This is a genomic window from Brevibacillus nitrificans (assembly GCF_003710965.1).
In the GTDB taxonomy this organism is placed as follows: Bacteria; Bacillota; Bacilli; order Brevibacillales; family Brevibacillaceae; genus Brevibacillus; species Brevibacillus centrosporus.
On sequence record NZ_RHHU01000010.1, the window covers coordinates 94,008 to 119,223 of the forward strand.

Here is a 25,216-nt window from a genome sequence, read left to right on the forward strand (position 1 = left end):
AAGCTTAGTGCCAATAGGGTACTAAGCTTTTCTTTTTCTCTCCCCAACCGTCTTTCGTTTACGAATCGCTTGAAGAGGCTAAACAGTGAAATAAAATTGGAAACAGATTTGCGCACGATATATTTTTATATTTCTATCATAGTTAAATGAAATGTGTTATAGTAGTTGTTAGAGTAATAGTGCTTATGCGGCACATATGGCTCACTTGAAATTTGGAGGTTTTTATTGATGACAACAGGTACAGTTAAATGGTTCAACGCTGAAAAAGGCTTTGGATTCATTTCAGTTGAAGGTGGAGACGATGTATTCGTTCACTTCTCCGCAATCACAGGCGATGGTTTCAAATCTTTGGATGAAGGTCAGCGTGTTGAATTCAACATTACTCAAGGTCAACGTGGCCCACAAGCTGAGAATGTTGTAAAACTGTAGTCTAATGATAGAAATTAGCAACTGTTCTTATGGGCAGTTGCTTTTTTTTATTCTCGATTTCAAAAAAGCGACCCTTTCATTTGAGGATCGTACCGTCATAAAGGAAAGAAGGGAAAAAACGCATGTCATCTCATCATCCTATCCACCCCGACTGCGCGAGAGCCATCCGACGTCTCATGCAAATCCAAGAACCGAAGCGCCAGGACTTTCTGGACCTGAAAACGTACGGGCGGGATGCCTACTCCGAAATGGGCTGGGACGAGCTTCAGCAGTATATCAATGAAAAAACAGTGGTCATCGTCGAACAGTTCGAAGACGAACAAAATATCCTGTCCGCACTGCGCTGGGTCGCGCGAGGTTTGCCGGTCTGGTTAGCGATTCGGAAGGTACGCACAGATTACGCGATGTATCGGTATATGAAGTCCGTGTAGGTAAAAAGCGGAGACTACAGTCTTCCGCTTCGTGACCCGGAGAGGCATCTTAGCGATTTAAGATGCCTGATACCTGTTCTGAAATAGCTCTAGGGCAATGGCTTCGATGAGCTTTCGATGTTTAATGATCGCGCACATTCTTGACGGCAATCCCTCCATGCCATAATAAGCACCTGCCAACTGACCGTAAACAGCACCCGTGGTATCGGCATCATCTCCTAGATTTACGGCGAGCAAGAGCCCCTCCTCAAAAGAGCTGCTGTGATGAAACGCCCACAATGCAGCTTCGAGTGATTCCACGACGTAGCCACTCCCTTTTATGAGAGAGGCGTCTTTGCGTTTATAGGAACCACGGGCGACAGCAGATAGCTCCGGTGTCATCTCTTCAAAGAAGGAGCCATTCTCGATCGGTGAGTAAAAATCTGCGAGAAGCCTTTCTTTTTCCTCTCCCCGAAGGGCACCTAAAAGCAATCCACCGAAGTAGACACAGGCGTCTACGGCATTTTTCGCAGCGTGGGTCGTAGCTGAACTGCGAGCGCACATTTCCAAGGCGAGAGCAGGGTCCTCTGCATAAAACAGCGGGACCGGCGCTAGCCTCATGATCGAGCCGTTTCCGGCAGACCAAGGATCCGTTGAACCGGCGTAGGGACGCCCTGTTTTTTCAAAGGAGAGGAGGGCATCCCGGGTTGCATTGCCGATATCAAAGCAGTGGTCCTTGCTGCTTAAATAGCCTTCGCGGAACCATTTGACATACCGGTTCATTTGATCCGCCGGGTCGAACCCGTTTGCCTGCAATAAACTTTCCGCCAAGCAGAGCGCCATAGAAGTATTATCTGTCCACTCTCCCGGCTCAAGCTTGTGAACGCCTCCACCCACAATTTCCCGAACTGGTTCAAACGTACCGGGTTTACAGAACTCAACAGTGGCTCCGAGAGCATCCCCGATCGCAAGTCCCAGCAGGCTTCCTGTATATTTCTCCATGATCTCACCTCGTATTCTATCTGCTTTTCTCCTAGTTAGACGCTGGGCGCAGCAAAAAAGTTATGGTGCTTTTTGCGTCTGAGGTACCAAGACGAATCTGGGCTTCTTCCCATAAAATTTATGCAAGTAATTAAATTACTACTGCACATTAATAGAGAAAGGTCTATTATTGACAGTACCGTTACATTTTTAGGAGGGAGCAATCATGACAGAGTTTTTACTAAGTCTTTTGCAAATCATTATTGTAAACATCGTACTGAGTGGCGATAACGCGGTTGTGATCGCTCTTGCCTGTCGAAACTTGAGCCCGGAGCTGCAAAAGAAGGCAGTCTTCTGGGGAAGCTTTGGGGCTATCGGACTTCGTGTCATTCTGACCTTTATCGCTATCTATCTGTTGAAAATTCCACTGGTACAGGTGGTTGGCGGACTCTTGCTCATCTGGATTGCAGTCAAGCTGCTGAAAGGTGAGGATGAGGACAGTCACATCGGCGGTGGTGCGAACATGATGGAAGCGCTGAAAACCATTATTTTCGCAGACCTGATCATGAGCCTGGACAACGTCATCGCGGTGGCGGGTGCAGCCAACGGCAACATGCTGCTGGTGCTGATCGGTCTGGCCATCAGTATTCCGCTGATCATTTGGGGAAGCCAGCTTTTGATGAAGCTGATGAACCGTTTTCCGATTATCGTACTGCTCGGAGCGGCATTGCTCGGATATACGGCGGGCGAGATGATCGTAGGAGACAAGCTGGTCGGTGGATTTATCGAAGAGACCTTGCCTGCCCTGCACATCATTTTGCCAGTTGCCTTGGCATTGGTTGTCATCGCAGTGGGGAACTACCTCAAGCGCAAAGCGGAAAAGGAAAAAGCCAATCAGGTCGGACAAGATCACGCGGAGACGTTGTAATACATGGAATATCGCGACTGGCACATCCTGCAAACCTTGTTTCGTGAGCAGAATATCACGAAAACAGCAGAGGCGTTGTATATTTCCCAGCCTGCTCTGACGAAACGATTGCGCCAGATCGAAAAAGATTTTGGGGTGCAGATCGTGCAGCGTGGGAGCAGAGGGGTGCAATTTACGCCCCAAGGCGAATATCTGGCAAAATGCGCAGATGAGATGCTGCTGCGGCTGCGCAATATCAAGGAAAACGTGTTAAACATGGGGAACGAGGTAAACGGAACACTGAGGCTGGGGGTTTCCAATTACTTCGCGCGCTACAAGCTCCCGATGATTTTGAAGAGGTTTAAAGAAGCATACCCGAACATCGATTACAAAGTCATCACCGGCTGGAGTAAAGATGTCTACAAAAGCGTGTACAACCAAGATGTCCACGTGGGCTTCGTCCGGGGGAATTACAATTGGACGGACAAAAAGCTGCTGCTGTTTGAAGAAGCCGTCTGTGTTGTCTCCCGGGAACCGATCCAGATAGAAGAACTGCCTAATCTGCCGAGAATTGACTACGAGACAGATCCCATGCTGCGAGCACTGGTTGACGGCTGGTGGACCGAGAATTTTTCCCAGCCGCCGCAGATCGGCATGGAGGTCGACAAGGCGGATACGTGCAGCGAAATGGTAGCGAGCGGACTGGGCTACGCCATTTTGCCCCGGGTAGTTCTGAGCGGCAAAGACGATCTGTACATGATCGGACTGACGAGCGCAGCAGGCGATCCGATCAAGCGAAAGACGTGGATGTTCTATCATGAGGACGCGCTAGATCTGCAGATGGTCAAAGCTTTTGTACAATTCATGGAACAGATCGATATAGAAGTCCCTCAGTAAAAGAAAAGAAGACCTGCTGCATCCGCATGGAAGTCATGCTGGAGGCAGCAGGTTTTTTTGTATCATCGGATGGGAATAGACCACAACAGCCCGCCATCATTCACCCAAGGAATCGCTGCCGATAACCATTTTGTATTTTTTTTGCGGGAGCGGCTGAACTACACTAGGGGTACTTCACCAAAGAACCGCACTTCACGTCAGATCGCCAAAGGGGAAACGTCTATGCTGCTGCGCGCAACGTTTACATTGCTGCTTGGAGCACTGGGAGGCTTGCTGTTTACTGCGATTCACAGTCCGCTTCCGTGGTTGCTCGGAGCTTTGATTACTACGGTTGTAGGTACGTTTCTCGGTGTTCGAAACCTGTGGATTCCAAAGTGGTCTCGCCAAGCAGGCTTGATCGTGATCGGCATATCGCTTGGCTTGCGCATGACACCCGAAATCTGGGAGGCCATGACGGGTCATATCGGTTTGATGCTGATCGCCACCATCCTGACTGTCTTGATCAGCCTTATCAATGCCTGGATCTTTTGGAAAGTGGGCAAGGTTGACGGCATAACCGCCATTTTCAGCAACGTCCCGGGAGGCTTATCCGAAATGGTGACGATCGGTAAGACGGTTGGGGGGAACCAGCAGATCATCTCCATTTTTCACTCGATTCGCGCTGTCATCATCGTGCTTTGCACCCCTTTCCTCGTTACGTGGCTGCCGCATCATGCCGCGATGCAGGCAGCTGTGCCTGATCAGGTGCTGGGATTCGGAAAGACGCTGCTGATCCTCGTCGTGGGAATAGGTGGGGCGTGGATTGCCTCCCGCTGCTCGTTTCCTGCCCCATTTCTGCTCGGAGCGCTGATGCTCACCACTGTCGTGATGCTGAACACGCCACTTGCCACCGGGCATCCAGCCCTGGCAGGTTTTCTGGTGAAAGGAGCTCAGGTGTTGATCGGAGTCGGGATCGGTCTTGGCTTCAAGCGAGAGGACATCGCCCGCAGCCGCCGCTTCTTTCTGCTCGGCCTCATGCATTCCGTTCTTCTGTTCGTGATGGTAATCGCTCTGGCAGTAGGCATCTCGTATGGGATGGGGACGGAGGCAATCACCATGATTTTGGCTTCTGCGCCAGGCGGAATTGCAGAGATGAGTTTGACTGCCTTGACCCTTGGGGCAGACCCGCTCTTGGTCACAGCCTTTCAGCTGTTTCGCGTGCTGTTTGTGCTCACATTGTTTTCCTTCGGGGTGCGTACATGGATCAACCGCCGCCGCCGCGAAGGAGGGGTGCCTCAAGAAACGAGTGCATGACGCAAGAATGAAGTCCTTTTTCAACAGCTAGACCTGTGTTCTCCCGAGATGGAGAAGCAGGTCTGTTTCGCGTGAAAAATATGAAAATAATCATAAAAATAGGGTTTATCCAAAAAATCCGAACAAACTAGGAAGCGCTTTCATAGGGTGCTATGATCTCCTTAGTTGAAAACGCTATCAACAAAGGGGGATATACAGATGAATCAAACAAAGAAATGGAAGAAGTGGAGCGGCGTACTTCTGACGACAGCGATGGCACTGAGCCTGGCAGCCTGTGGCGGCGGAGGTGGGCAAACCGCAGCAGGTGGCGGAAAGGCCGGTTCGACTTATCCGGAAAAACCGATTGTCATCTCGGCTCCATCGGGTGCAGGCGGAGGGTTGGATAAAACAGCGAGATCCGTTGCAAAGGTCATGTCAGCAAGCAAGCTGGTAGAGAAGACGATCACCGTCGAAAACAAGCCAGGTGGCGGTCAGGCAGTGGGATTGGCAGACTTCGTGACGCAGGACAAGAAAAACAATTACAAGCTGCTGCTTCCTTCTACACCGATTATCATCAACAACCTGAAAAAGGAAGGGAACAGCCCTCATTCCTACAATGATATGACACCGTTGGCTCTGCTGACGAAGGACTATGGCGCCATCGTTGTGGCAGCCGGCTCTCCTTTCAACGATCTGAAATCCCTGATGGATGCGATTAAGGCCGATCCGACAAAGGTAACCGTGGCAGGAGGCTCTGCTCCAGGCTCGCTCGATCACTTGACTTTCCTGATGCCGGCGGTGAAAGCGGGCATCGATCCGAAATCGGTAAAATACATCTCTTACGACGGTGGTGGAGAGGCGATCGCAGCGCTTTTGGGCGGAAATGCAGACGTACTCGCTACCGATGTATCGGGTGCTGGTGAGTACGTAAAATCCGGGAAAGTAAAAATCTTGGGCGTTTCTTCTCCAGAGCGGCTGAAAGGCACATTCAAGGACATCCCGACCTATAAAGAAGCGGGGTATGACACCGAATTGATCAACTGGCGCGGCGTGTTTGGACCAAAAGATATGACGCCGGATGCAGTAGCGTACTGGGAAGAGAAGCTGAAAGCCATGACGCAAACGCCTGAGTGGAAAACGGAGCTGGAAACAAACGGCTGGGATGACGGTTACAAAAACGGGGCAGACTTCAAGACTTATTTGGGCGAACAAGAAAAAATGTTCAAGGAAATCCTGGGCCTGCTCAATATGGCGAAATAAACAAAGGGAGAGCGGAGACGGAGAAGAAGCGATTCTTCTCCTCCTCCATTCCTAAATTTTTATGAGAAGGGGAGGAGCACGTGAGCAAAACATTTGATCGCTACGCCAGCCTGTTGTTTCTCGTCTTGGGAGCGGCATTTTTGATTGGCAGCCAAAACATTTCCGCGAGTGCGTACGGAAGCAATGTCGGGCCGAATATCTTTCCGCTCGGCCTCGGAGCTCTTTTGGTTTTGCTGAGTCTGCGCTTGTTTTACGAAACATTCAAATACAAGCAAGAGGAGAAAAAGCAGGGACCTGCGCTCGATTACAAACGATTTCTCATCATACTCGTTGCGGCACTTTTATACGTCTTGCTGTTGGAGGAAATCGGATATGTGGTGAGCACCTTCCTCTTTTTGCTGGTTGGCTTCCAGACCATGTCAAAGGGAAAATGGCTCTCGACACTGCTTATTTCCGGCGCGTTTTCCTTTGGTATCTACTTCTTGTACGTCAATGTTCTCGATGGCAGCTTGCCCGGTTTACCAGCATGGTTAGGCTTTTAGGAGGTGGATGACAAATGGATGCGTTTCATTACTTATTAAATGGCTTTGCTACAGCCCTGCAATGGCAAAATATCATCTTTGCGTTTGTCGGTGTACTGATCGGGACGGTAGTAGGCGTGTTGCCAGGGATCGGACCGATTAGCGGCGTCGCGCTGCTGATTCCCGTAACGGCGTCCCTAACAGGCGGACTACCGCCAGAGGAGGCTGCGACCAGCGCGATCATTTTGCTGGCGGGTGTTTATTACGGGGCGATGTACGGAGGCTCCACGACTTCGATTCTGTTGAATACGCCAGGTGAGTCATCCTCAGTTGTTACCGTATTGGACGGATACCCGATGGCCAAGCAGGGACGGGCGGGAGTCGCCCTGGCGATCGCTGCGATTGGTTCGTTCGTAGCAGGGATTGTCTCGCTTGTCGGTCTGGTATTCTTGGCAGAGCCATTATCAAATGTCGCGCTCAAGCTCAGTCCTGCCGATGAGTTTTCCCTGATGATCCTCGGGCTGTGCGCCTTGAGCGGATTGGCAGGAAAGTCAGTCACCAAAGCCTTGATCATGACCGTATTCGGACTTTTGCTCGCGACGATCGGCATGGACAATGTATCTGGTGTGGCACGCTTTACCTTTGACATGCCCGAGCTTTATTCCGGTCTGGAATTTTTGACCATTGCGGTGGGGGTATTTGCTCTCGGTGAGGTTTTCAAAACGATACTGGAGCGCGATGCGAACGAAGGGGAGATCGCCAAAATCTCTCGCATTTTGCCTACCAAAGAGGATTTGAAAGAAAGTGCAGGGCCGATCATCCGCGGTTCGTTGGTTGGTTTCTTTAAAGGAATTGTTCCTGGATCAGGCGCGACACTGGCGTCGTTCCTCGCATACCTGCTGGAAAAGAAAATCAGTAAAAATCCGGAGAAGTTCGGAAAAGGGGCAATCGCGGGTGTGGCCGCTCCTGAGTCAGCCAACAATGCTGCTTCGGGTGGAGCCATGATTCCCCTTTTGACCTTGGGGATTCCGGGAACAGGGACGACCGCCGTGCTGATGGGTGCCCTGATCATGTACAACGTGCAGCCAGGTCCCCTGCTGTTTGACGAGCATCCGACCATCGCGTGGGGCTTGATCGCGAGTATGTTTATCGGTAACCTGATGCTGCTGATTCTCAACATGCCTCTCGTCAAAGTTTTTGCCAAGCTGATTGAGACACCGCCGAAGTATTTGATCCCGATGATTGTGGCAATCTCCATTTTCGGTGTGTACGCGGTACGTGTCTCGGTATTTGATCTCGTGCTGCTGCTAATCTGTGGGGTAGTCGGGTACTTCCTGGCGAAAAATGATTTCCCAATGGCACCGCTTGTTTTGGGCTTGGTACTTGGGCCAATGATTGAAAACAACCTGCGCCGCGCACTGACGACTTCAAACGGAGACTTCTCCATCTTTATTGAAAAGCCAGTATCTCTGGTCTTCCTGATTATCGCGGTTCTGTGGATCTCGGTTCCGTTGATCATGAAAATGCGAGGGAAAAAAGTAGTGGTGAACGTAGAAGGGTAAAGGAGCGTGAAACGCATGCGAGATGACAAAAAGATCAAAGAGGAAGTCAAACAGCAGTTCGGTGCCAATGCCGAAAAGTATGTGACCAGCCAGACACACGCGACGGGAGACGATCTCTCCCTGCTGGCGCCTTGGCTGAATCCGTCGTCTGATTGGGTCTTTCTCGACGTGGCGACAGGTGGGGGGCATCTCACCAAGAAAATCGCTCCGCATGTAGGTCAGGTCTTTGCGACGGATTTGACCGGGCCAATGCTAGCGGCAGCTCGGAATCATCTAAAAGTGCACTGCAGCAATGTCTTTTATGTCGTAGCGGACGCAGAGGCACTCCCGTTTCTCGACGAGACCTTCGATGCGGTCGGCTGCCGAATTGCCGCTCATCACTTCCCCAATCCCCAGGCATTTGTCCAGGAAGTCGCACGTGTCCTGAGGCCGGGTGGCAAGTTCGTGCTGATTGACAACATCGCGCCGGAGGAGGAAGAGCTGGATCGTTTTGTGAACACGCTGGAGAAGCTGCGGGATACCAGTCATGTACGCAGCTATTCTCGCTCGGAATGGCGGGAGTGGATCGAGCAGGCAGGTCTTGCAGAAGGCCAGTCCCGTATTCGCAAAAAGACCTTTCCGTATGCGACGTGGGTGAGACGAACGACGGAGTCAGAAGAACAGGTAGCTCAGGTCACGGCTCATATTACCGAGGCGAAGGCAGAGGTCCAAACCTACTTTGCAGTGCAAAAGGCAGGCGAGGAGGTCGTATCCATTTCGGTGGATGAATGGATGGCCCTGTTTGAAAAGCCGCCAACAGAAAGATGAAAAAAGCAAGAAGTCCCTACCTGTTAGCCCTACGGTGGGGGCTTTTTGCTGTGCCGAGTGACAACGAAAATCAAAAAAGAACCTGGACAGCTTTACCAGGTTCTTTTCTATAGCGTAAAAACAGGCACGATGCTATAATCGAAATACGACTGTTTTGTTAAATTTACAATAGTTATCCCATCTTACATTTTAATTGTATCATGCCGGCAATCTCATGTCAAATGCTTTTTCTCAATTGAATGGTTAGGGGAGATATGGAATGAGTGCTTTGGCTCTCGGTTTTCAGGAAATACACAAAGACCAGCTGCTGCTCGTTGGCGGAAAAGGGCTGCATTTAGGGGAATTGGCAAAAATGCAAGGAATCCACGTACCAGAAGGATTTTGCGTGACAACAGTGGGATTTCAAAAGGCCATCGCACATAACGAGACGTACCGTGCCTTGTTGGATCAACTAGCGATGCTAAAAGGAGAAGAGCGAGAGCAAATTGATGAAATCAGCCGGAAGATTCGACAAATCCTTAGGGAAGTAGAAATTCCAGCGGATGTCGCGGAGGCCGTAGCTCATTATCTCACCCAGCTTGGAGAAGAACACGCGTATGCCATTCGATCTAGCGCGACCGCGGAAGATTTGCCGTATGCCTCTTTTGCGGGTCAACAAGACACCTATTTAAATGTCATCGGCGTCGAAGCCATTTTGGAGCATATTCGCAAATGCTGGGCTTCCCTGTTTACGGAACGCGCGGTCATTTACCGGATGCAAAATGGATTTGACCACCGTCAAGTTTCTTTATCCGTGATCGTACAAAGAATGGTTTTCCCACAGGTATCTGGAATTTTATTTACCGCTGATCCGATCACGTCCAACCGGAAGCTGCTATCCATCGATGCCAGCTTTGGACTTGGAGAAGCATTGGTCTCTGGGGTGGTATCTGCCGATTGCTATAAAGTACTGGAGGGAGAAGTCGTCGAACGGAGGATTGCAGCCAAAAAACTGGCGATCTACGGGCGAAAAGAAGGCGGGACAGTGACACAAGAGATCGATCCAGCTCTGCAAAAGACGCAAACTTTATCGGATCAACAGATTTTACAGCTGGCTCGTATTGGAAGGCAGATTGAAGCTTCTTTTGGCAGCCCGCAAGATATCGAATGGTGCTTGGCTGATGACACTTTTTCTATCGTCCAGAGTCGGCCAATCACGACGTTGTACCCCATCCCCGAGGTGAACGATCAAGAAAATCACGTCTATATTTCTGTTGGCCATCAGCAAATGATGACCGACCCCATAAAGCCACTGGGCTTGTCTTTTTTCCTGTTAACGACTCGTGCGCCTATGCGAACAGCTGGGGGAAGATTGTTCGTCGATATTACCAATATGCTGGCTTCCCCTGACAGCAGGCAAGTCATGGTGGATACTCTAGGAAAATCCGATCCACTCTTAAAGGACGCGCTTACGACCATCATCGGGCGAGAAGATTTTATACAAGCGTTGCCAGATGATAAAAAAGCACCGGTGCCTGGTAAAAGTCAGAAAGGGATGCCGCCTGTGGGTCCCCAAATACCAATCGAAAGCGATCCCGCCATCGTCGCTGATTTGATGAAGCGCAGTCAAGCCTCGATCGAAGAGCTAAAGCGCAGCATCCAAGCGAAATCAGGGCCGGACTTGCTTGATTTTATCCGAGAAGATATCGAGCAATTAAAGAAGATTTTATTTGATCCCCAAAGTACGGCTGTGTTTATGACTGCTATGAACGCTTCAGCATGGGTTAACGAAAACCTGTACGAATGGTTAGGTGAAAAAAACGCAGCGGATACGCTTTCTCAATCCGTGCCAAACAATATTACTTCGGAAATGGGTCTGGCGTTAATGGATGTCGCAGATGTGATTCGTCCTTTTCCGGAAGTCATTGCTTTTTTGCAGCATGGCAAATCCGATCGCTTTTTGGAGGCACTGGCTGAATTTGAGGGTGGACAGAAAGCTCGAGACGCGATCTCTTCCTATCTTCAGCAATACGGAATGCGCTGTGCCGGAGAAATCGATATAACGAGAACACGTTGGATCGAAAAACCACTGACACTTGTCCCCCTGATTCTAAGCAACATCAAAAACTTTGAGCCGAATGCGGGCAAACAAAAGTTTGAGCAAGGGCGACAGGAAGCGTTGGAAAAAGAACAAGAATGGTTAGAGCGATTGAGGACATTACCGGATGGGGAGCAAAAAGCGGAAGAAACCAAACAAATGATCGACCGAATCCGGAATTTTATCGGGTATAGAGAGTATCCCAAATACGGCATGATTCATCGCTACTTGGTTTATAAGCAGGCTTTGCTAAAGGAAGCGGAACAGCTGGTCAAAGCTGGCGTGATTCATGAAAGAGAGGATATCTACTATCTTTCTTTTGATGAACTTCACGAGGTGGTACGCACAAACGAGCTGGATGATCGGATGATCAGCAAACGAAAAGACGATTACAAGTTTTTTGAAATACTAACTCCGCCACGTGTCATCACGTCTGATGGGGAAATCATTACAGGTGCGTACAAAAGGGAAAATCTCCCGGACAAAGCGATTGCAGGTCTACCTGTTTCTTCCGGAGTAATAGAGGGACGCGCACGTGTCATCTTACGCATGGAAGACGCTAATCTAGAGGAGGGAGATATATTGGTCACCACCTTTACCGATCCCGGCTGGACACCATTGTTTGTATCCATAAAAGGTCTCGTCACCGAAGTCGGTGGGCTGATGACCCATGGAGCGGTGATCGCACGAGAATATGGCTTGCCCGCAGTTGTCGGCGTGGAGAATGCGACCAGGCTGATAAAAGACGGACAGCGAATTCGTGTGCATGGAACGGAAGGGTACATCGAACTATTGTAAAGGCAGAATCCATCACGCCAGAATCGTTGTCAATCATCCAGCGATCGAACCGTCATCAAACGAACTGAAGTTCCGCTGTATGCGGCAAAAAAGAAAGTCCTTGATCGTCTCTGATCAAGGACTTTTGCTTGTTGAACGAGCGTGGAGAAACGATGCCGCGGGCGAGTCCGCTTTGCCGTGTCTATGGATTCGTTTAAAATTTTTCCGGAAACTGTTTGACAATGCCTTCTGTCAGAATGTCGGCTAAATGAATCATATGGATCTCGTTTTTGTCAGTTGCCGCAATATCAGCCTTCCAATCCCCTTTGAGACAGGCAAGGACAATTTCAGTGATCAATTGAAGATGCGCATAAAGCATATCCTGCATGGTTTGAAACGGCCAGTTCGGGTTCGCTGCGCTTAAAAATTTGGCGATATCGTCAGCATTTCTATGCCAATCGGCGTCGAGCTTTTTCAGATCCGCCTGATTGCCCGTTTTGGCAGCTGCGACAATTTTCCCTGCGATCTGAATGTGCTCTCTCAAAAGCTCAGCCAGCTTATTCCCGGCTTCTTCCCCGTAATAAGGCTTGATCAGATTCCCGATGTCCTGTTGATTCTGCAAAAGCCGATCCAATACGTCCTTCGCATCTGGACGATTCGACATGGCGCTGACAATATAGCTTCTCGTCCAGATCGTATGGTCGATCCACGCCTTCTGCATATCACTTTTCAGTTGGACCATTTGGGGACTAAGACAGGCCGAATCCTTCTGTCCACCCTCCTTGGCTAGCGCGGATCCACCCGCTGGCATCATGCTAAACACGAGCGCCAAGGCTAACAGCAAAGCAAGCATCCATTTGTTTTTCAAATTCATCTGCTCCTCTGTGCGTTTGGAATAAATCAGGTCAGGCTGTTTTATTTTGGGTGAAATATCCGTTTCTATGCAGAGCGGATCGGGAAGGAATGGGGAGACGATTGTTACCCTTTCCGTTGTTAATATGACACAAGCTGGCATATTGGGATGGCTAGAATGGGTGGTAGCTCAACGAAAAGGGGAATCGACCATGGCACGGAAAATCATTTTGGATGTAGCCGTTACGTTAGATGGTTTTATTGAAGGAAAAAATGGAGAAGTGGATTGGTGCATGATGGACGAGGAGATGGGGTTTCTATCGTTCTTGCATCAAATTGATACGATTTTCTATGGCAGAAAAAGCTATGAGCTATGGGGACAATATTATCCGGAACAGACACATTCCGATATGGAAAAAGAAATGTGGAGAGTCGTTCATAGCAAGGAGAAATACGTGTTTTCCAGGACGCAAAAAGGGACTGGGGATAGAGCCATTTTTATAAACGATCCCATTCTTGAAAAGGTCAATAAAATAAAGAACAAGCCGGGCAAAGACATTTGGCTGTACGGTGGATCGAGCCTCATTTCAAGCTTTATCAGCCTAGGCCTTGTAGATGAATTCAGATTGTCTGTTCACCCGGTTGTTTTGGGAGAAGGCAAACCGTTGTTTATGGATATCAAAAAGAGGTTGAAATTCAAGCAGGTTGAAGCCAGAACGTTCTCCTCTGGCGTGGTGCAGCTCATTTATCAATGGGATGGAAAAGAGTAAGACAGCGGTTGTCTAAGACAGTGTCACCAGGTCTTAGGCAGCCGCTGTTCTATTGCGTAGAGGGGCGTCCTATTTGTACAAATGACTGCGAACGATCCGTAATCATCAAGCGGAAATTCAATGCAGAATTTGACGTTTTTATTTGAAATCTTGCTTGTTTTTTACGATTCGTTTGAGTTTTGAGGCTGACGATTACGAATGGTTTCTTTATGACGGAATTGTGCTACTATTTCCACAGGAGGGATCAGCGATGGATGACGTGGATCTGAGGATTTTGGAGCTGCTCGAGGAAAACGGAAGACTGTCTCATGAGGAAATCAGCAAGATCTTGCACATTTCTCGTCCGGCTGTCCATCAGCGGGTCAGCAAGCTTGAGAAGAATGGAGTGATCAAAGGATATCGCAGCATCATTGACTGGAGACTGCTGGAGCAAAAAATCAAGGTGCTGATCTTTGTGAAAGCGAGATGTCAAAACTTCAAGGAACTGGCAGGGAAGATCGTGGAGCTGCAGGTGCCGAACGTCAAGATCGTGGAATGCCAGAGACTTGCAGGGGAGTGGTGCATGATGCTGAAGGTGCGCGTGAATGCACCGGAGGATCTCACGAATCTGATTGATGAAATGGTCAAACATGATGAAGTATTGGAGACCTCGACGACCTTCATCTTGTCGACCTTGTATGAGGATGGGTGGAAAGAAATTTGAAAGCAAGGGTGGAAATAGGCGATGACAGGAAAAAAGGATACGAAGCTTTTTGCCATTACGATCGCTTTGCTGACCGTTTACTTATTTTGGGGAGGCACTTATCTCGGCATGAAAATTGCCATTGAATCGATTCCGCCCTTTATTATGGCAGGGGTGAGGTTCACTTTGGCTGGTGTGTTTCTCTTCCTGTTCAGTCGTTTGAAGGGAGCCGAGCTGCCAAGTGCTGCCGAATGGAAAGGGGCGGGTATTGTGGGGGCGCTTCTGCTTCTCGGAGGCAATGGCGTCGTCGCATGGGCGGAGCTAAGACTGCCCTCTGCCATCGCTTCCTTACTGGTGGCGACAGTCCCGCTTTGGATTCTGGTGCTCAACTGGGCAGGGGGGAGCAGACAAAAACCATCGGGTGGAGTGATGGCAGGAATCCTGGTTGGGCTCGCGGGCGTTGCGGTTTTGGTGGTCCATCCCGGTGGCTCGGAGGGGAAAGGGGCCGATACCATTGGAATTATCGTGCTGCTCGCGGCCTCGATCAGCTGGTCGTTTGGGTCCCTGTATTCCCGTACGGCAAAGCTCCCCGCATCTCCTTTGATGTCGACGGCCCTGCAAATGATTGTAGGGGGAATTCTGCTTAGCGTAGCATCCCTGTTTCTCGACGACTGGACGAAGCTGCACGTTACGCAAATATCCCTTCGTTCCTGGGTCGCCCTCGGGTATTTAATCGTATTTGGCTCGATCCTCGCCTATACGGCGTATATTTGGCTGCTTAAAAACGCAGAGCCTTCGCTTGTGTCCACCTATGCTTTTGTGAATCCGATCGTCGCCGTATTTTTAGGCTGGCTGCTGGCGGATGAGCAGTTGTCTACCCAGTCGTGGGTCGCGGCGGCGTTGATTATCGCGGCGGTTGCGATAATCACGATTTTTCGCGGCAAAGGCGCCCGGCAGAATCAAACGGCTGCCAGAAAAGAGGAAGGAAAGCTTCAGGCTAGATAACAGAAAGAAAATCGAAGAAAAAATCTCATGTATGGGCAGTCACAAAGGGAGACTGCCCGTACACCCCTCCTACGCACCTGCCCAACGATACTTTCGCTCCGGTCGACCGACCGTTCCGTAAAATGTCTCCACGGTAACCTCATTGATAGAAACCAGAAATTCCAGATATCTACGCACAGTCGAATGACTCATGCCAGCGAGTGCCGCCAAATCATCCGCATTGACGCTGTGCGCCGTCACCTGCATCTTGTCGCGAATGAGCTTGAGCGTCAGCTTATCGATTCCTTTCGGGAGCGTGGTGACGTTCTCGGCTGTTCGGGCAGCTGGCGCGATGGAAGCTTTGGTAAACAGCTTGTCGACGGCCATTTGATCCATGGTGGTATGCTGCTGAAGCTGGCTTCGGGTACTCGCATACTGCGCCAGAGTCGACATGAATTTATCGATCATAATCGGCTTAATGATATAGCTGTACGCTCCGCCTCGTATTGCCTCACGGACCGTTTCCACGTCATTCGCGGCTGTAATCATGATGACATCAATACCGCGAAAATGCTTTCGAACTTCCCGCAAAAGGTCGATGCCGTTCATATCCGGTAAGAAAATGTCCAAGAGAAGCATATCAGGAGTGACGACGTGGAGCATGTCCAACGCCTGCTTTCCAGTAGTGGCCGTGGCGATGATCTGGAATCCTTCCAGCTTGAGCGTGAATTGCTCATAGATTTTGGCCGCTACTTCGTCATCTTCTACGATCATGACGGTAATAGGTTGATCAGACATGGTAGATACCCCCTTTTTCATTCCTCTCTCTGTTTGGGTACGACGATGGAGAAGCGAGCCCCTCCCAGATCACTTTTTTCGATCACAATATGACCGCCCAAATGTACGAGCGAATTTTTGACAAGGGCGAGGCCCAGCCCGCGATTTTCGCCTGGCTTTGTAGTAACACCGCTTTCAAAGATGCGGGACTCCATATCGGCAGGAACGCCAGGGCCGTTGTCCTCGATATCAAAAATAATGTCCTGTCCCAAATCGGTAAAGGAGACGTGTACCATGGCATCGGAGCAGTTTTTTGCAAGCGCAGCCTCCATCGCATTGTCGATCACATTGCCGAGTATGGTGACAAGGATTTTGGGATCGATCGGCGCGGGAACATTTCCGAGATGGCTTTCCTGATCGATTTCCAATGACACCTTCAGTTCTTTGGAGCGGTTGATTTTCCCGAGCAGACAGGCGGCGATGAACGGCTCCTGTACCGAACTCATGAGAAAGGCGAGAATATCCTGTCTCTCTTTCACTTCATCCGTGATCATCTCCAAAGCTTTGTCATATTCCTTGAGCTTGAGCAGCCCGTAAATGGTGTTTAAACGATTCAAATATTCGTGATTTTGCGAACGCATATTGTCGGAGAACGAGCTGATTTTCGTAATTTCCTCCGTAAGCTGTTCGATTTCGGACTCCGGACGGAAAGTGAAGACGACACCTCTGACCTCGTTATTGCTCAATATGGGAGAGTAATCCGTAATAAAGATCTCGTGTCCCAGCAAGATTTTCTGATTCATATCCTGTGTATTTCGATTGATGGTGTGAATGATGTCCCGAATTTGCGGGCTGGAGATGGGTTTGCCCAGCGTCAAATCTTCCTGCAGGAGAGCACGGGCGCGTTTATTCATAGACACGACACGGCCCTGCATATCGACAGCGACCGTAGCGTCCCGGATGGATTCGAGAATCGCTGTTTTTTCCGTGAATAAAAAGGAGATCTCTTCCGGCTCCAGTCCAAAAATCAATCGCTTCACGCGCCGGGCGATGATAATCGCGCCAACGATTCCTACGACGAGAAGCAGCATGGAGAAGGCCACGACTCTTTCTTTGTATTCCGCCACCCGTTTTTCGACGTCACTCATGATAAAGCCGACGGATGAGACGCCGATGGTTTCCCCTTTGCTGTTGACAATAGGGGTTTTTGCCTTGATCGCAGGGCCGGAAATACCTGATCCGCGATAGATGACGGAGCGGTTTTCGATAAAGACAGGATCATTGCTCGTTCCCATGGGTAATCCGATTTGGTCTGGATCGTAGTGGGAGTAGCGGATGCCTTCCTTGTTCCCGATGACCACATAGCTGGCGCCTGTCGTGGTCCGGATCGTTTCCGCGAGGGGCTGGATCCATCGCGAGGGATCTTCTTTCTCAAATGCAGCGATAATGTCGTCATCCATAGCGGCCATTTTGGCAACCGTCATAGCCTGCTGTCCGATGTAGCGATCCAGAATGTCATCTAAAATGAAGGAAAAGAGAGCGGTCCCGATTCCCATGCTGATGAGGACGACAATAGAGATGAGCAGGACCATTTGGGTCAAGAGGCTGACCCTTGTTTTTTTGCGAGCGAAAGCCATGGGCAAACCACCTTTGATGACAGATCCGGAAGCATGAAACCGTTTACTTACCTATATTATATAACAATATGGTCATGTGGACGGCCTCTTGTTTTGATCCCATGCTGCTTTTTCGGTATAGCGCACTCGCGAAAGAGACAAACTGTCTAGTAAGGCCGTCCTTACGCGTTTTCGGGACAAGAGCCATTCGTCCATTTATGGTGAAATAAAGGGCCCTTCACATTTGTGACACAAAGGAAAAATGTAACAAGACAGTCCCCAATAGCTTTGCGAAAAAACTTTTGACAAATTTTCAATAAAAATTTGAACAAAACATGAACAACAAATGAATTTTGTGTTACAATGTGTTCATAAGAGAGAAACGAAAACAAAAAAGACAGGGGTCTTGTGATATGAATAATGAGACAAAAGCAGCTGATACACTGAAATGGATGGCTTGGACCGCTACGATCGTTGGAGTTTTATTGTTTGTATTTAATGTAAGCGATTTCAGATCGGAGAATTTCCCGTTGATGGTATCCATCGGCTTCCTGATCGCAGGTATGAACATTTTCCTTCTGAGCACAGTATTTCGTCTGATGAACATCCGGAAACAAGAAGTGTGAGAAAGTTACAATCACAAAAGCATAGGAAACGAAGCCTCTCATTTTCGCTATATAAATGAAATGAGAGGTTTTTTGTTTTTTCGAAAGGAACAGCAAAAGTGACAAGCGGTGAACCTAGGCGTTCACAAATGTGACGGTCGCCGAAAAAGGACACTTTCGCTTGTCTTCTACTCAGTAAAATTTTATTGACAGTGAATTAGCCCAGTGATGCCAAGGTCTCATTGGGCTTTTTTGCGTGCCGAAAAAGGAGGGGGAAAAGGGGATTTTTGGGGAGGAGTGGATATTCATAGCAATATTATGATCAACTAGTGACCGCTTCGTGAACACTTTGTAACAGAAAAACTACGAAATCTTGAACGTGCGAAAAAACGAGTACAAAAACATCTTGGCTCTGATAGTATGTAGGTGCGGTTACGACAAGTGTTCACTTGTGCTAAAAAAGTGTAGAAAGAAGCATTGCTTCTGTTGTTGTGTGAAAGAGGGAGGGATTAGGAGAATGAGTGGAGGAAAAATGCTGAGGCAATTTCATTTTTGGGTCTTGGCAGCACTAGCAACTGTCCTGCTATCGGGATGTGGAAGTGATTATCTCGTCCTGAATCCAAAAGGACCCGTTGCCGAAACGCAGTACAATCTCATTATCATCTCAGTGATTTTGTGCGCAATCATAATTGTTCCCGTTCTCGCGCTTACCGCTTTTATCGTCTATCGATATCGCGATACACCGGAGAACAAGGCACCTTACAAACCGACTTGGGCCCATAATACGACCCTTGAAGTGATTTGGTGGGGAATTCCGATCGTCATCATTGCCATCTTGGGTTATTTCACAGTTCGTGACACATACGCGTTGAAAGAAAACCCGAATAAAGAAGTGAAGCCGATGACCATTCAGGTTACGGCACTGGATTGGAAATGGATGTTTACTTATCCTGACCAAAACATCGCGACTGTTAACTACCTGGAAATCCCGGCCGGTGTGCCGATTCATTTCCAAGTATCGGCTGAAGCACCGATGAACTCTTTCTGGGTGCCTGAGCTGGGCGGTCAGATCTACGCGATGTCCGGTATGGCAACTGAGCTGTATCTGCAAGCGGATCAGCCAGGTGAATTCGCAGGCTTTAGCGCGAACTTCTCCGGTGAAGGCTTTGCTCACATGCAATTCAAAGTGGTTGCCAAGCCGCAAAATGAGTTTGACCAGTGGGTACAGCAAGTGAAAGGTACCACGCCTGCCATGTCCAAGGCAGATTATGATGAACTGAAAAAGCCAGGTGTAATGGAAGAGGAAAAAATGTTCTCTGCATTCCCAGAAGGCTTGTTTGAAGAAATCGTTCAGAAATACAGCCACGGTCATGATATGAATCACGTCATGCACCCGGATGAAACGGCAACAACGAAAGAAACCGAGCAAGGCTCTGATATGAGCCAAATGCCAGGAATGGATCATTCCAACATGCCAGGAATGGATCATTCCAAGATGAATCACTAGACGAAAGGGAGGAGGAATACCTCGTGTGGGAGAACATTAAGGAATTTGCGTCCACGTTCTTTGTTACGGGTGATCCGCTGATCTACGGTGCAGACGTTTCCATCGCTCTGACTATGGTCGCGATCGTCTTTGTCCTTACGAAGTATAAAAAATGGGGTTGGCTGTGGACTGAATGGCTGACTACCGTTGACCATAAACGTATCGGGATCATGTATTTGATCGCATCCCTGCTGATGCTGTTCCGCGGTGGGGTTGACGCCCTGCTGATGCGTGTGCAGCTGGCATTCCCGAACGTAGAGTTCCTGCATTCGGATCACTACAATGCCATCTTTACGACTCACGGTACGATCATGATCTTGTTCATGGCGATGCCGATGATGTTTGGTTTGTTTAACATGGTCGTTCCGCTGCAATTGGGCGCACGAGATGTTGCGTATCCGTTCTTGAATGCAGTCAGCTTCTGGCTGTTCATGCTGGGTGCGATGCTGTTCAACCTGTCGTTCGTTATCGGGGGCTCTCCTGATGCAGGTTGGTTGTCGTATCCGCCATTGTCTCAAAATGATTTCAGTCCGGGTCCAGGTCAGAACTTCTGGATTTGGGGGATTCAGATCTCAGGGATTGGTAGTTTGGCGACGGGGATTAACTTCATCGTAACCATTCTGAAAATGCGTGCGCCTGGCATGAAGCTTTCCCAAATGCCATTGTTCAGCTGGTCTGTACTGTCCAGCAGCATCATGATCATTTTTGCTTTCCCAATCTTGACTGTAACGATTGCTCTCTTGTTCCTTGACCGTTTCGCAGGTGCTCACTTCTTTACTATGGGCGGCGGCGGTAATCCGATGATGTACCTCAACCTCATCTGGATGTGGGGTCACCCAGAGGTATACATCGTAGTAGTACCAGCGTTTGGTATCTTCTCTGAAGTTGTAGCGACGTTCTCGAAGAAAACGATTTTCGGCTACAAATCCATGGTGTGGGCTTTGATGGCGATCGCGATCGCATCGTTCTTCACATGGGCTCACCACTTCTTCACAATGGGTACAAGTGCTAGTGTTATCGCGTTCTTTGCGATATCGACAATGGTTATTGCAATCCCAACCGGGGTAAAGGTATTCAACTGGCTGTTTACAATGTTCCGCGGTCGGATATCCTTTAAACAGCCAATGCTGTGGACCATCGCCTTCATTCCTTGCTTTGTCGTGGGTGGTGCGACGGGTGTCATGCTGGCGGTAGCTCCAGCAGACTATCAGTACCATAACAGTTACTTCCTGATTGCCCACTTCCACCAAGTATTGATCGGTGGGGTCGTGTTCGGTTACCTGGCAGGTATTTACTACTGGTGGCCAAAACTGTTCGGTTTCAAACTGGATGAGAAACTCGGAAGATGGGGTTTCTGGTTCTGGAATATCGGTTTCTACGTGTGCTTCATGCCGCAATACGCACTGGGCTTCATGGGTATGACTCGCCGTTACTACACATACGGCTGGGATCGCGGCTGGGCAGATCTCAACCTGATTTCTACTGTCGGGGCGTTCCTGATGGGGATCGGTTTCATCTTCCAAGTATGGCAAATTGCTTACAGCATCAAGCACGGTGAACGCGATACAACAGGTGACCCGTGGAATGCACGTACGCTGGAATGGTCGATTCCTTCTCCAGCACCGTTTTACAACTTCGCTGTCGTTCCTACGGTAAAAGGCGCGGACGACTGGTGGCTGACAAAAGAAGCAAAAGCAAATGGCACGTATAAAGAAGAGCCGGCGCATCTGGAGCCAATCCATATGCCGAAAAACTCGGGTATTCCGTTTATTATGTCCCTCTTCTTCTTCTTGATCGGATTCGGATTTACGTTCCACTGGGTATGGATGGCGGTAATTGGATTTATCGGCGTGGCGCTGTGCATGTGGGCACGTTCCTTCCAATATGATACGGATTATTACGTACCAGTGGAGGAAGTGCGCAGCACGGAGGCTTCACTGGGGAGGGTTTACTAATGGCGACTCAACACGACCACGCTCATGGACACGATCATGAACATGGCCATGAAGAACATGAACAACTAAAGGTCCTCGGTTTTTGGATCTTCGTTGTGACGGACTGTATCTTATTCGGTTCCCTGTTTGCCACTTATGCGGTATTGATGCATAACTTCGCGGGTGGCCCGACAGGAAAAGAATTGTTTGAACTTCCAGGGATTATCGCATCGACCTTTATCCTGTTGACCAGCAGCTTTACGAGCGGTCTGGCAGTTCTGGCAATGAATAAAGGCAAAGTCAAAGAAATGATTTCCTGGCTGGCAGTAACGGCTGTACTCGGTCTGGCCTTCGTCGTACTGGAGATCAACGAGTTTACGCACCTGATGCATGAGGGTGCAACCATGGCAACAAGTGCTTTCTGGTCCGCATTCTTTACGCTTGTCGGTACACACGGACTTCACGTTTCGGTTGGTTTGTTCTGGATGGTGGCGCTGATGATTCAGCTGAAGCGCCGCGGTATTACACCAGTAACACGCCGCAAAGTGACCAACCTGAGCTTGTACTGGCACTTCCTGGACGTTGTGTGGATCTTCCTCTTCACAGTCGTCTACCTGATGGGGGTGATGTAGGATGTCACAACATGAAAACCATGGAGATCATCACAATCACGGATCGTTGAAATCCTATGTAATCGGGTTTATCCTGTCGATTGTGCTCACCATTATTCCACTGGTGATGGTCATGAACAACATGCTCGACAAGACCACCACAGTCATTTGGATCTTGGTGATGGCGGTCCTGCAATTTATCGTTCAGCTGTTCTTCTTCATGCACGTTCGCGAAGGCGAAAAGCCACGCTACAACGTACAGACATTGGTTCTGGGTCTGGTGATCGTGTTTACGATCATCGCGGGTTCCATCTGGATCATGATGTTCAACAAGTATTAAGCAAAACAGTTATGATACACCAAGGCGTGATGCTGGCAGAAGTTTGCCGGTGTCACGCTTCTTTTTTTCGCCAAATAAAAAAGCGCTTGAGCGCCTGTCTGTAGCGTGATAAGATAAACGGAATTTATCCGGGAAGGAAGTGGATTCCAATGGGAAAAGCTCATCTTGTCGAGCCGTCCATGCAATATCGAGAGTCGTATCTAGCTTTTTATCGGGAATGGAAAGAGTCCCAGGAGCCGATCGTTCCCTGGGTTGTCGACAGAGATCCATCTGATCTTGCAGCGTACCTGCAGTATTTGGAAGTGGAAAAGAGCGGCGAGAAGCTGCAACCAGGCTGGGTAGCGAACTCCACCTACTGGCTCGTAGATGAACAGGAGCAGGTCGTAGGGGCGGTGAACATTCGCCATACCTTGAATGAAAAGCTTTTGAACACGGGAGGGCATATTGGCTACGGAGTCGTCCCCTCGCAGAGAAGAAAAGGATACGCGACAAGGATCCTCGCCCAATCCTTGCAAAAAACGAAAGAGCTGGGACTGAAGAGGGTCATGGTTGCCTGTGACGAAGGGAATATCGGCTCGGAAAAGACGATTGTCAAAAACGGTGGCGTATTTGAATCAGCTTTCATAGAAGAAGACGGAAATGTCGTACGGCGGTTTTGGATCGAGCTTTAGGTCCAAAACCGCCGTGATTTTTCCTGCATTCATTTCCGATCCTAGTCAACGATTCTTCCTCGGTAGATATTTCTTGATATGGAAATATTATAGAAAATTGCGCAATTCATCAATATTCTTTATATTCAGAATGGTATTCTTGCTTAGTCGCCTATAGATAAAATATCATGAATATATCGATAGTAACCTCCGACAGACATCCATCCAGACCTCACAACTTACCGCACGGCGTCCGCCCATCGGCCCTTCTCATTCATTCGCTATCTCACCCTTGTCTAAACACAACATTTTCGGATGCAGTATATAACCCAGCACCTGTTGGCTTATATAAATAGCTCTACTTTTTTGTAATTGATTTACAACAAAAGGAACAAAAAACAAATCCAGGGGGTAAAAAGATGAAGAAATGGGCGTTTTTATGGTTGGCATTATTGCTCGCAATCGTAACGGGATGTTCGCAGGAAGCGGGAGGCACAGTGAGCGGGCCATCCACGATTCAAAAGGTGCTGGATAAGAAAAAGCTTGTTATCGGGACTTCCAGTGGTTATTTTCCGTTCGAAATGAAAGATAAAGACGGCAAATTCGTAGGGTATGACATGGATTTGGGGACTGCCATTGCAAACGCGCTAAAGGTTGAAGTGGAATTTAAAGATTTTACGGATTTCGGCGGCTTGATTCCTGCTTTGCAGACAGGTGACATCGACATGGTCATTTCCGGGATGACGATTCGCGGAGACCGTGCTCTAGCCGTCAGCTTCTCCGATCCGTACTACTCTTCGGGACAGGTCGTGATGGTGCCAAAGAAGGATACAACGACGAAAAGCTGGCAGGAGCTCGATCAGGCAGGCAAAAAGATTGCCGTCGGACAAGGGTCGACTGGCTCTTTGCTCGCCAAGCAGCTATTTAAGAATGCACAGGTTATGGATTTTGACGGCTTTACTAACGCAGCTTTGGCAGTGAAGCAGGGCCAGGCAGATGCCCTGATTTTTGACGAGCCCGGTGTTCGCGTCTTTGAAATGATGAACAGCGATTCGGTCCGCGGCGTATATGAGATCCTGTCTTCCGAAAACCTGGGAATCGCCCTGCCTCTGAACGATCAAGCGACAATCCAGTGGGTAAACTCCTTCCTGGCATCGTACCGCAACGGATTGGATGATCAAGCATCGACGACAAAATGGTTTAAATCCAACGATTGGATCAATCAGGTGCAGCAGCAGTAGCTATCCGCTCCTACTACCAAATAAGGCTGTACAGAAGGAGGCTTGCTCAACATGGGTAGCGCTTGGGACGTGATTCCTCAAAATATTGGTTTATTAATGGATGGATTGTGGCTGACGCTGCAACTATCCGCATGCGCATTGGTTGTCAGTATTCCGATTGGGATTCTTTTGGGATTGCTCCGTATTTCGCGCAACCGTATTTTATCGTTTTTGGCTGTCAGCTATGTGGAATTCGTTCGCGGAGTACCCTTGCTTGTCTTGTTGTTCTGGATTTACTTTGTGCTTGGCAAATGGCTGAAGCTGGGACCATTCCTGGCGGGGGTCATGGGATTAGGCCTTTTCTCGGCAGCGTTTATTGCCGAAATCGTCCGGGCGGGTATCCAAGCGGTACCGCGCGGTCAAATGGAGGCGGCACGTTCTTCGGGCATGTCCTACGTGCAGGCGATGCGCTTTATCGTGCTTCCGCAGGCGATGCGCAAAGTCTTGCCGCCTATGGCCTCTCAGTTCATTACGCTGATCAAGGACTCCTCGCTCGTCTCTGTCATTTCCGTAGTGGACTTGACGCTCGTAGCCAAGAATCTCGTTTCCACGTCTTTTCGATCCTTGGAAGTATGGAGCTTCGTCGCCATCATGTACTTCTGCATTACCTTTTTCCTGTCTCAAGTCATTCGTGCATTTGAGCGGAGATACCGGGTGTCCGAATAGGGA

25 protein-coding genes are annotated in these 25,216 nt (G+C 49.1%); 21 read left to right on the top strand and 4 right to left on the bottom strand.

What is annotated here, in order from left to right:
- Window positions 1-228 precede the first annotated feature (228 nt).
- Both EDM59_RS14045 and EDM59_RS14050 read left to right on the top strand, forming a co-directional pair.
- Window positions 229-429 (top strand): cold-shock protein, encoded by a 201-nt coding sequence (locus tag EDM59_RS14045; RefSeq protein WP_092266299.1) that lies wholly within the window; start codon window positions 229-231, stop codon window positions 427-429.
- Window positions 430-551: 122 nt separating this feature from the next.
- On the top strand, window positions 552-860 hold the full coding sequence (locus EDM59_RS14050; protein ID WP_122924178.1) for a hypothetical protein: 309 nt from the start codon (window positions 552-554) through the stop codon (window positions 858-860).
- 57 nt (window positions 861-917) lie between these two features.
- Here EDM59_RS14050 and EDM59_RS14055 read toward each other — a convergent pair whose 3' ends face one another.
- The gene (locus EDM59_RS14055) at window positions 918-1,841 is read right to left on the bottom strand and encodes an ADP-ribosylglycohydrolase family protein (protein WP_122924179.1); all 924 of its coding nucleotides are present in this window, start codon (window positions 1,839-1,841) and stop codon (window positions 918-920) included.
- Between the two features lie 205 nt (window positions 1,842-2,046).
- On the opposite strand from EDM59_RS14055, the gene EDM59_RS14060 reads away from it, so the two are divergent.
- The 8 genes from EDM59_RS14060 (at window position 2,047) to ppsA (ending at window position 11,921) form a co-directional block, all read left to right on the top strand.
- Window positions 2,047-2,748, top strand: a complete 702-nt coding sequence (locus tag EDM59_RS14060) for a TerC family protein (protein ID WP_122924180.1) — start codon at window positions 2,047-2,049, stop codon at window positions 2,746-2,748.
- Window positions 2,749-2,751: 3 nt separating this feature from the next.
- On the top strand, window positions 2,752-3,624 hold the full coding sequence (locus tag EDM59_RS14065) for a LysR family transcriptional regulator (RefSeq protein WP_122924181.1): 873 nt from the start codon (window positions 2,752-2,754) through the stop codon (window positions 3,622-3,624).
- Window positions 3,625-3,693: 69 nt separating this feature from the next.
- Window positions 3,694-4,917: an AbrB family transcriptional regulator gene (locus EDM59_RS14070; protein WP_122924182.1), complete on the top strand. Its 1,224-nt coding sequence runs from the start codon at window positions 3,694-3,696 to the stop codon at window positions 4,915-4,917.
- Between the two features lie 198 nt (window positions 4,918-5,115).
- Window positions 5,116-6,156, top strand: coding sequence for a tripartite tricarboxylate transporter substrate binding protein (locus EDM59_RS14075; RefSeq protein WP_122924183.1), 1,041 nt, complete (start codon window positions 5,116-5,118; stop codon window positions 6,154-6,156).
- 80 nt (window positions 6,157-6,236) lie between these two features.
- On the top strand, window positions 6,237-6,698 hold the full coding sequence (locus tag EDM59_RS14080; RefSeq protein ID WP_092266292.1) for a tripartite tricarboxylate transporter TctB family protein: 462 nt from the start codon (window positions 6,237-6,239) through the stop codon (window positions 6,696-6,698).
- Window positions 6,699-6,712: 14 nt separating this feature from the next.
- Window positions 6,713-8,239, top strand: coding sequence for a tripartite tricarboxylate transporter permease (locus tag EDM59_RS14085; protein WP_122924184.1), 1,527 nt, complete (start codon window positions 6,713-6,715; stop codon window positions 8,237-8,239).
- Between the two features lie 15 nt (window positions 8,240-8,254).
- Entirely contained in the window at window positions 8,255-9,046 is a 792-nt protein-coding gene (locus EDM59_RS14090; protein ID WP_122924185.1) for a class I SAM-dependent methyltransferase, read from the top strand.
- A gap of 259 nt (window positions 9,047-9,305) precedes the next feature.
- Entirely contained in the window at window positions 9,306-11,921 is a 2,616-nt protein-coding gene (ppsA, locus tag EDM59_RS14095) for a phosphoenolpyruvate synthase (protein WP_122924186.1), read from the top strand.
- 193 nt (window positions 11,922-12,114) lie between these two features.
- On the opposite strand, the gene EDM59_RS14100 is transcribed toward ppsA, so the two are convergent.
- Entirely contained in the window at window positions 12,115-12,768 is a 654-nt protein-coding gene (locus tag EDM59_RS14100) for a glycosyltransferase (RefSeq protein ID WP_183192919.1), read from the bottom strand.
- A gap of 196 nt (window positions 12,769-12,964) precedes the next feature.
- Between EDM59_RS14100 and EDM59_RS14105 the strand changes: the two genes are divergently transcribed.
- The 3 genes from EDM59_RS14105 (at window position 12,965) to yedA (ending at window position 15,209) form a co-directional block, all read left to right on the top strand.
- A complete protein-coding gene (locus EDM59_RS14105) occupies window positions 12,965-13,522 on the top strand; it encodes a dihydrofolate reductase family protein (protein WP_122924188.1) in 558 nt (185 codons plus the stop codon).
- Between the two features lie 250 nt (window positions 13,523-13,772).
- A complete protein-coding gene (locus tag EDM59_RS14110; protein ID WP_122924189.1) occupies window positions 13,773-14,225 on the top strand; it encodes an Lrp/AsnC family transcriptional regulator in 453 nt (150 codons plus the stop codon).
- A gap of 21 nt (window positions 14,226-14,246) precedes the next feature.
- Window positions 14,247-15,209: a drug/metabolite exporter YedA gene (gene yedA, locus EDM59_RS14115; protein WP_122924190.1), complete on the top strand. Its 963-nt coding sequence runs from the start codon at window positions 14,247-14,249 to the stop codon at window positions 15,207-15,209.
- 69 nt (window positions 15,210-15,278) lie between these two features.
- On the opposite strand, the gene EDM59_RS14120 is transcribed toward yedA, so the two are convergent.
- Both EDM59_RS14120 and EDM59_RS14125 read right to left on the bottom strand, forming a co-directional pair.
- Window positions 15,279-15,986 (bottom strand): response regulator, encoded by a 708-nt coding sequence (locus EDM59_RS14120; protein ID WP_122924191.1) that lies wholly within the window; start codon window positions 15,984-15,986, stop codon window positions 15,279-15,281.
- A 17-nt stretch (window positions 15,987-16,003) separates the two neighbouring features.
- Window positions 16,004-17,602, bottom strand: a complete 1,599-nt coding sequence (locus EDM59_RS14125) for an ATP-binding protein (RefSeq protein WP_122924192.1) — start codon at window positions 17,600-17,602, stop codon at window positions 16,004-16,006.
- A gap of 392 nt (window positions 17,603-17,994) precedes the next feature.
- Between EDM59_RS14125 and EDM59_RS14130 the strand changes: the two genes are divergently transcribed.
- The 8 genes from EDM59_RS14130 to EDM59_RS14165 all read left to right on the top strand — a co-directional run bounded on the left by EDM59_RS14130 (window position 17,995) and on the right by EDM59_RS14165 (window position 25,213).
- Window positions 17,995-18,207 carry a hypothetical protein gene (locus tag EDM59_RS14130; protein WP_092266278.1) on the top strand — a complete coding sequence of 71 codons (213 nt, stop codon included), beginning with the start codon at window positions 17,995-17,997 and terminating at the stop codon, window positions 18,205-18,207.
- Between the two features lie 496 nt (window positions 18,208-18,703).
- Window positions 18,704-19,693 (top strand): ubiquinol oxidase subunit II, encoded by a 990-nt coding sequence (gene cyoA, locus EDM59_RS14135; RefSeq protein ID WP_122924193.1) that lies wholly within the window; start codon window positions 18,704-18,706, stop codon window positions 19,691-19,693.
- 23 nt (window positions 19,694-19,716) lie between these two features.
- On the top strand, window positions 19,717-21,687 hold the full coding sequence (locus EDM59_RS14140; protein ID WP_122924194.1) for a cbb3-type cytochrome c oxidase subunit I: 1,971 nt from the start codon (window positions 19,717-19,719) through the stop codon (window positions 21,685-21,687).
- Window positions 21,687-22,298: a cytochrome o ubiquinol oxidase subunit III gene (cyoC, locus tag EDM59_RS14145; RefSeq protein ID WP_122924195.1), complete on the top strand. Its 612-nt coding sequence runs from the start codon at window positions 21,687-21,689 to the stop codon at window positions 22,296-22,298. The genes EDM59_RS14140 and cyoC overlap by 1 nt, the downstream gene beginning before the upstream one ends.
- A 1-nt stretch (window position 22,299) precedes the next feature.
- The gene (cyoD, locus tag EDM59_RS14150; RefSeq protein ID WP_092266274.1) at window positions 22,300-22,617 is read left to right on the top strand and encodes a cytochrome o ubiquinol oxidase subunit IV; all 318 of its coding nucleotides are present in this window, start codon (window positions 22,300-22,302) and stop codon (window positions 22,615-22,617) included.
- Between the two features lie 149 nt (window positions 22,618-22,766).
- Entirely contained in the window at window positions 22,767-23,288 is a 522-nt protein-coding gene (locus EDM59_RS14155; RefSeq protein ID WP_122924196.1) for a GNAT family N-acetyltransferase, read from the top strand.
- 398 nt (window positions 23,289-23,686) lie between these two features.
- A complete protein-coding gene (locus EDM59_RS14160) occupies window positions 23,687-24,508 on the top strand; it encodes a transporter substrate-binding domain-containing protein (protein ID WP_092266272.1) in 822 nt (273 codons plus the stop codon).
- Window positions 24,509-24,559: 51 nt separating this feature from the next.
- Window positions 24,560-25,213, top strand: coding sequence for an amino acid ABC transporter permease (locus EDM59_RS14165; protein ID WP_122924197.1), 654 nt, complete (start codon window positions 24,560-24,562; stop codon window positions 25,211-25,213).
- Window positions 25,214-25,216: the final 3 nt, after the last annotated feature.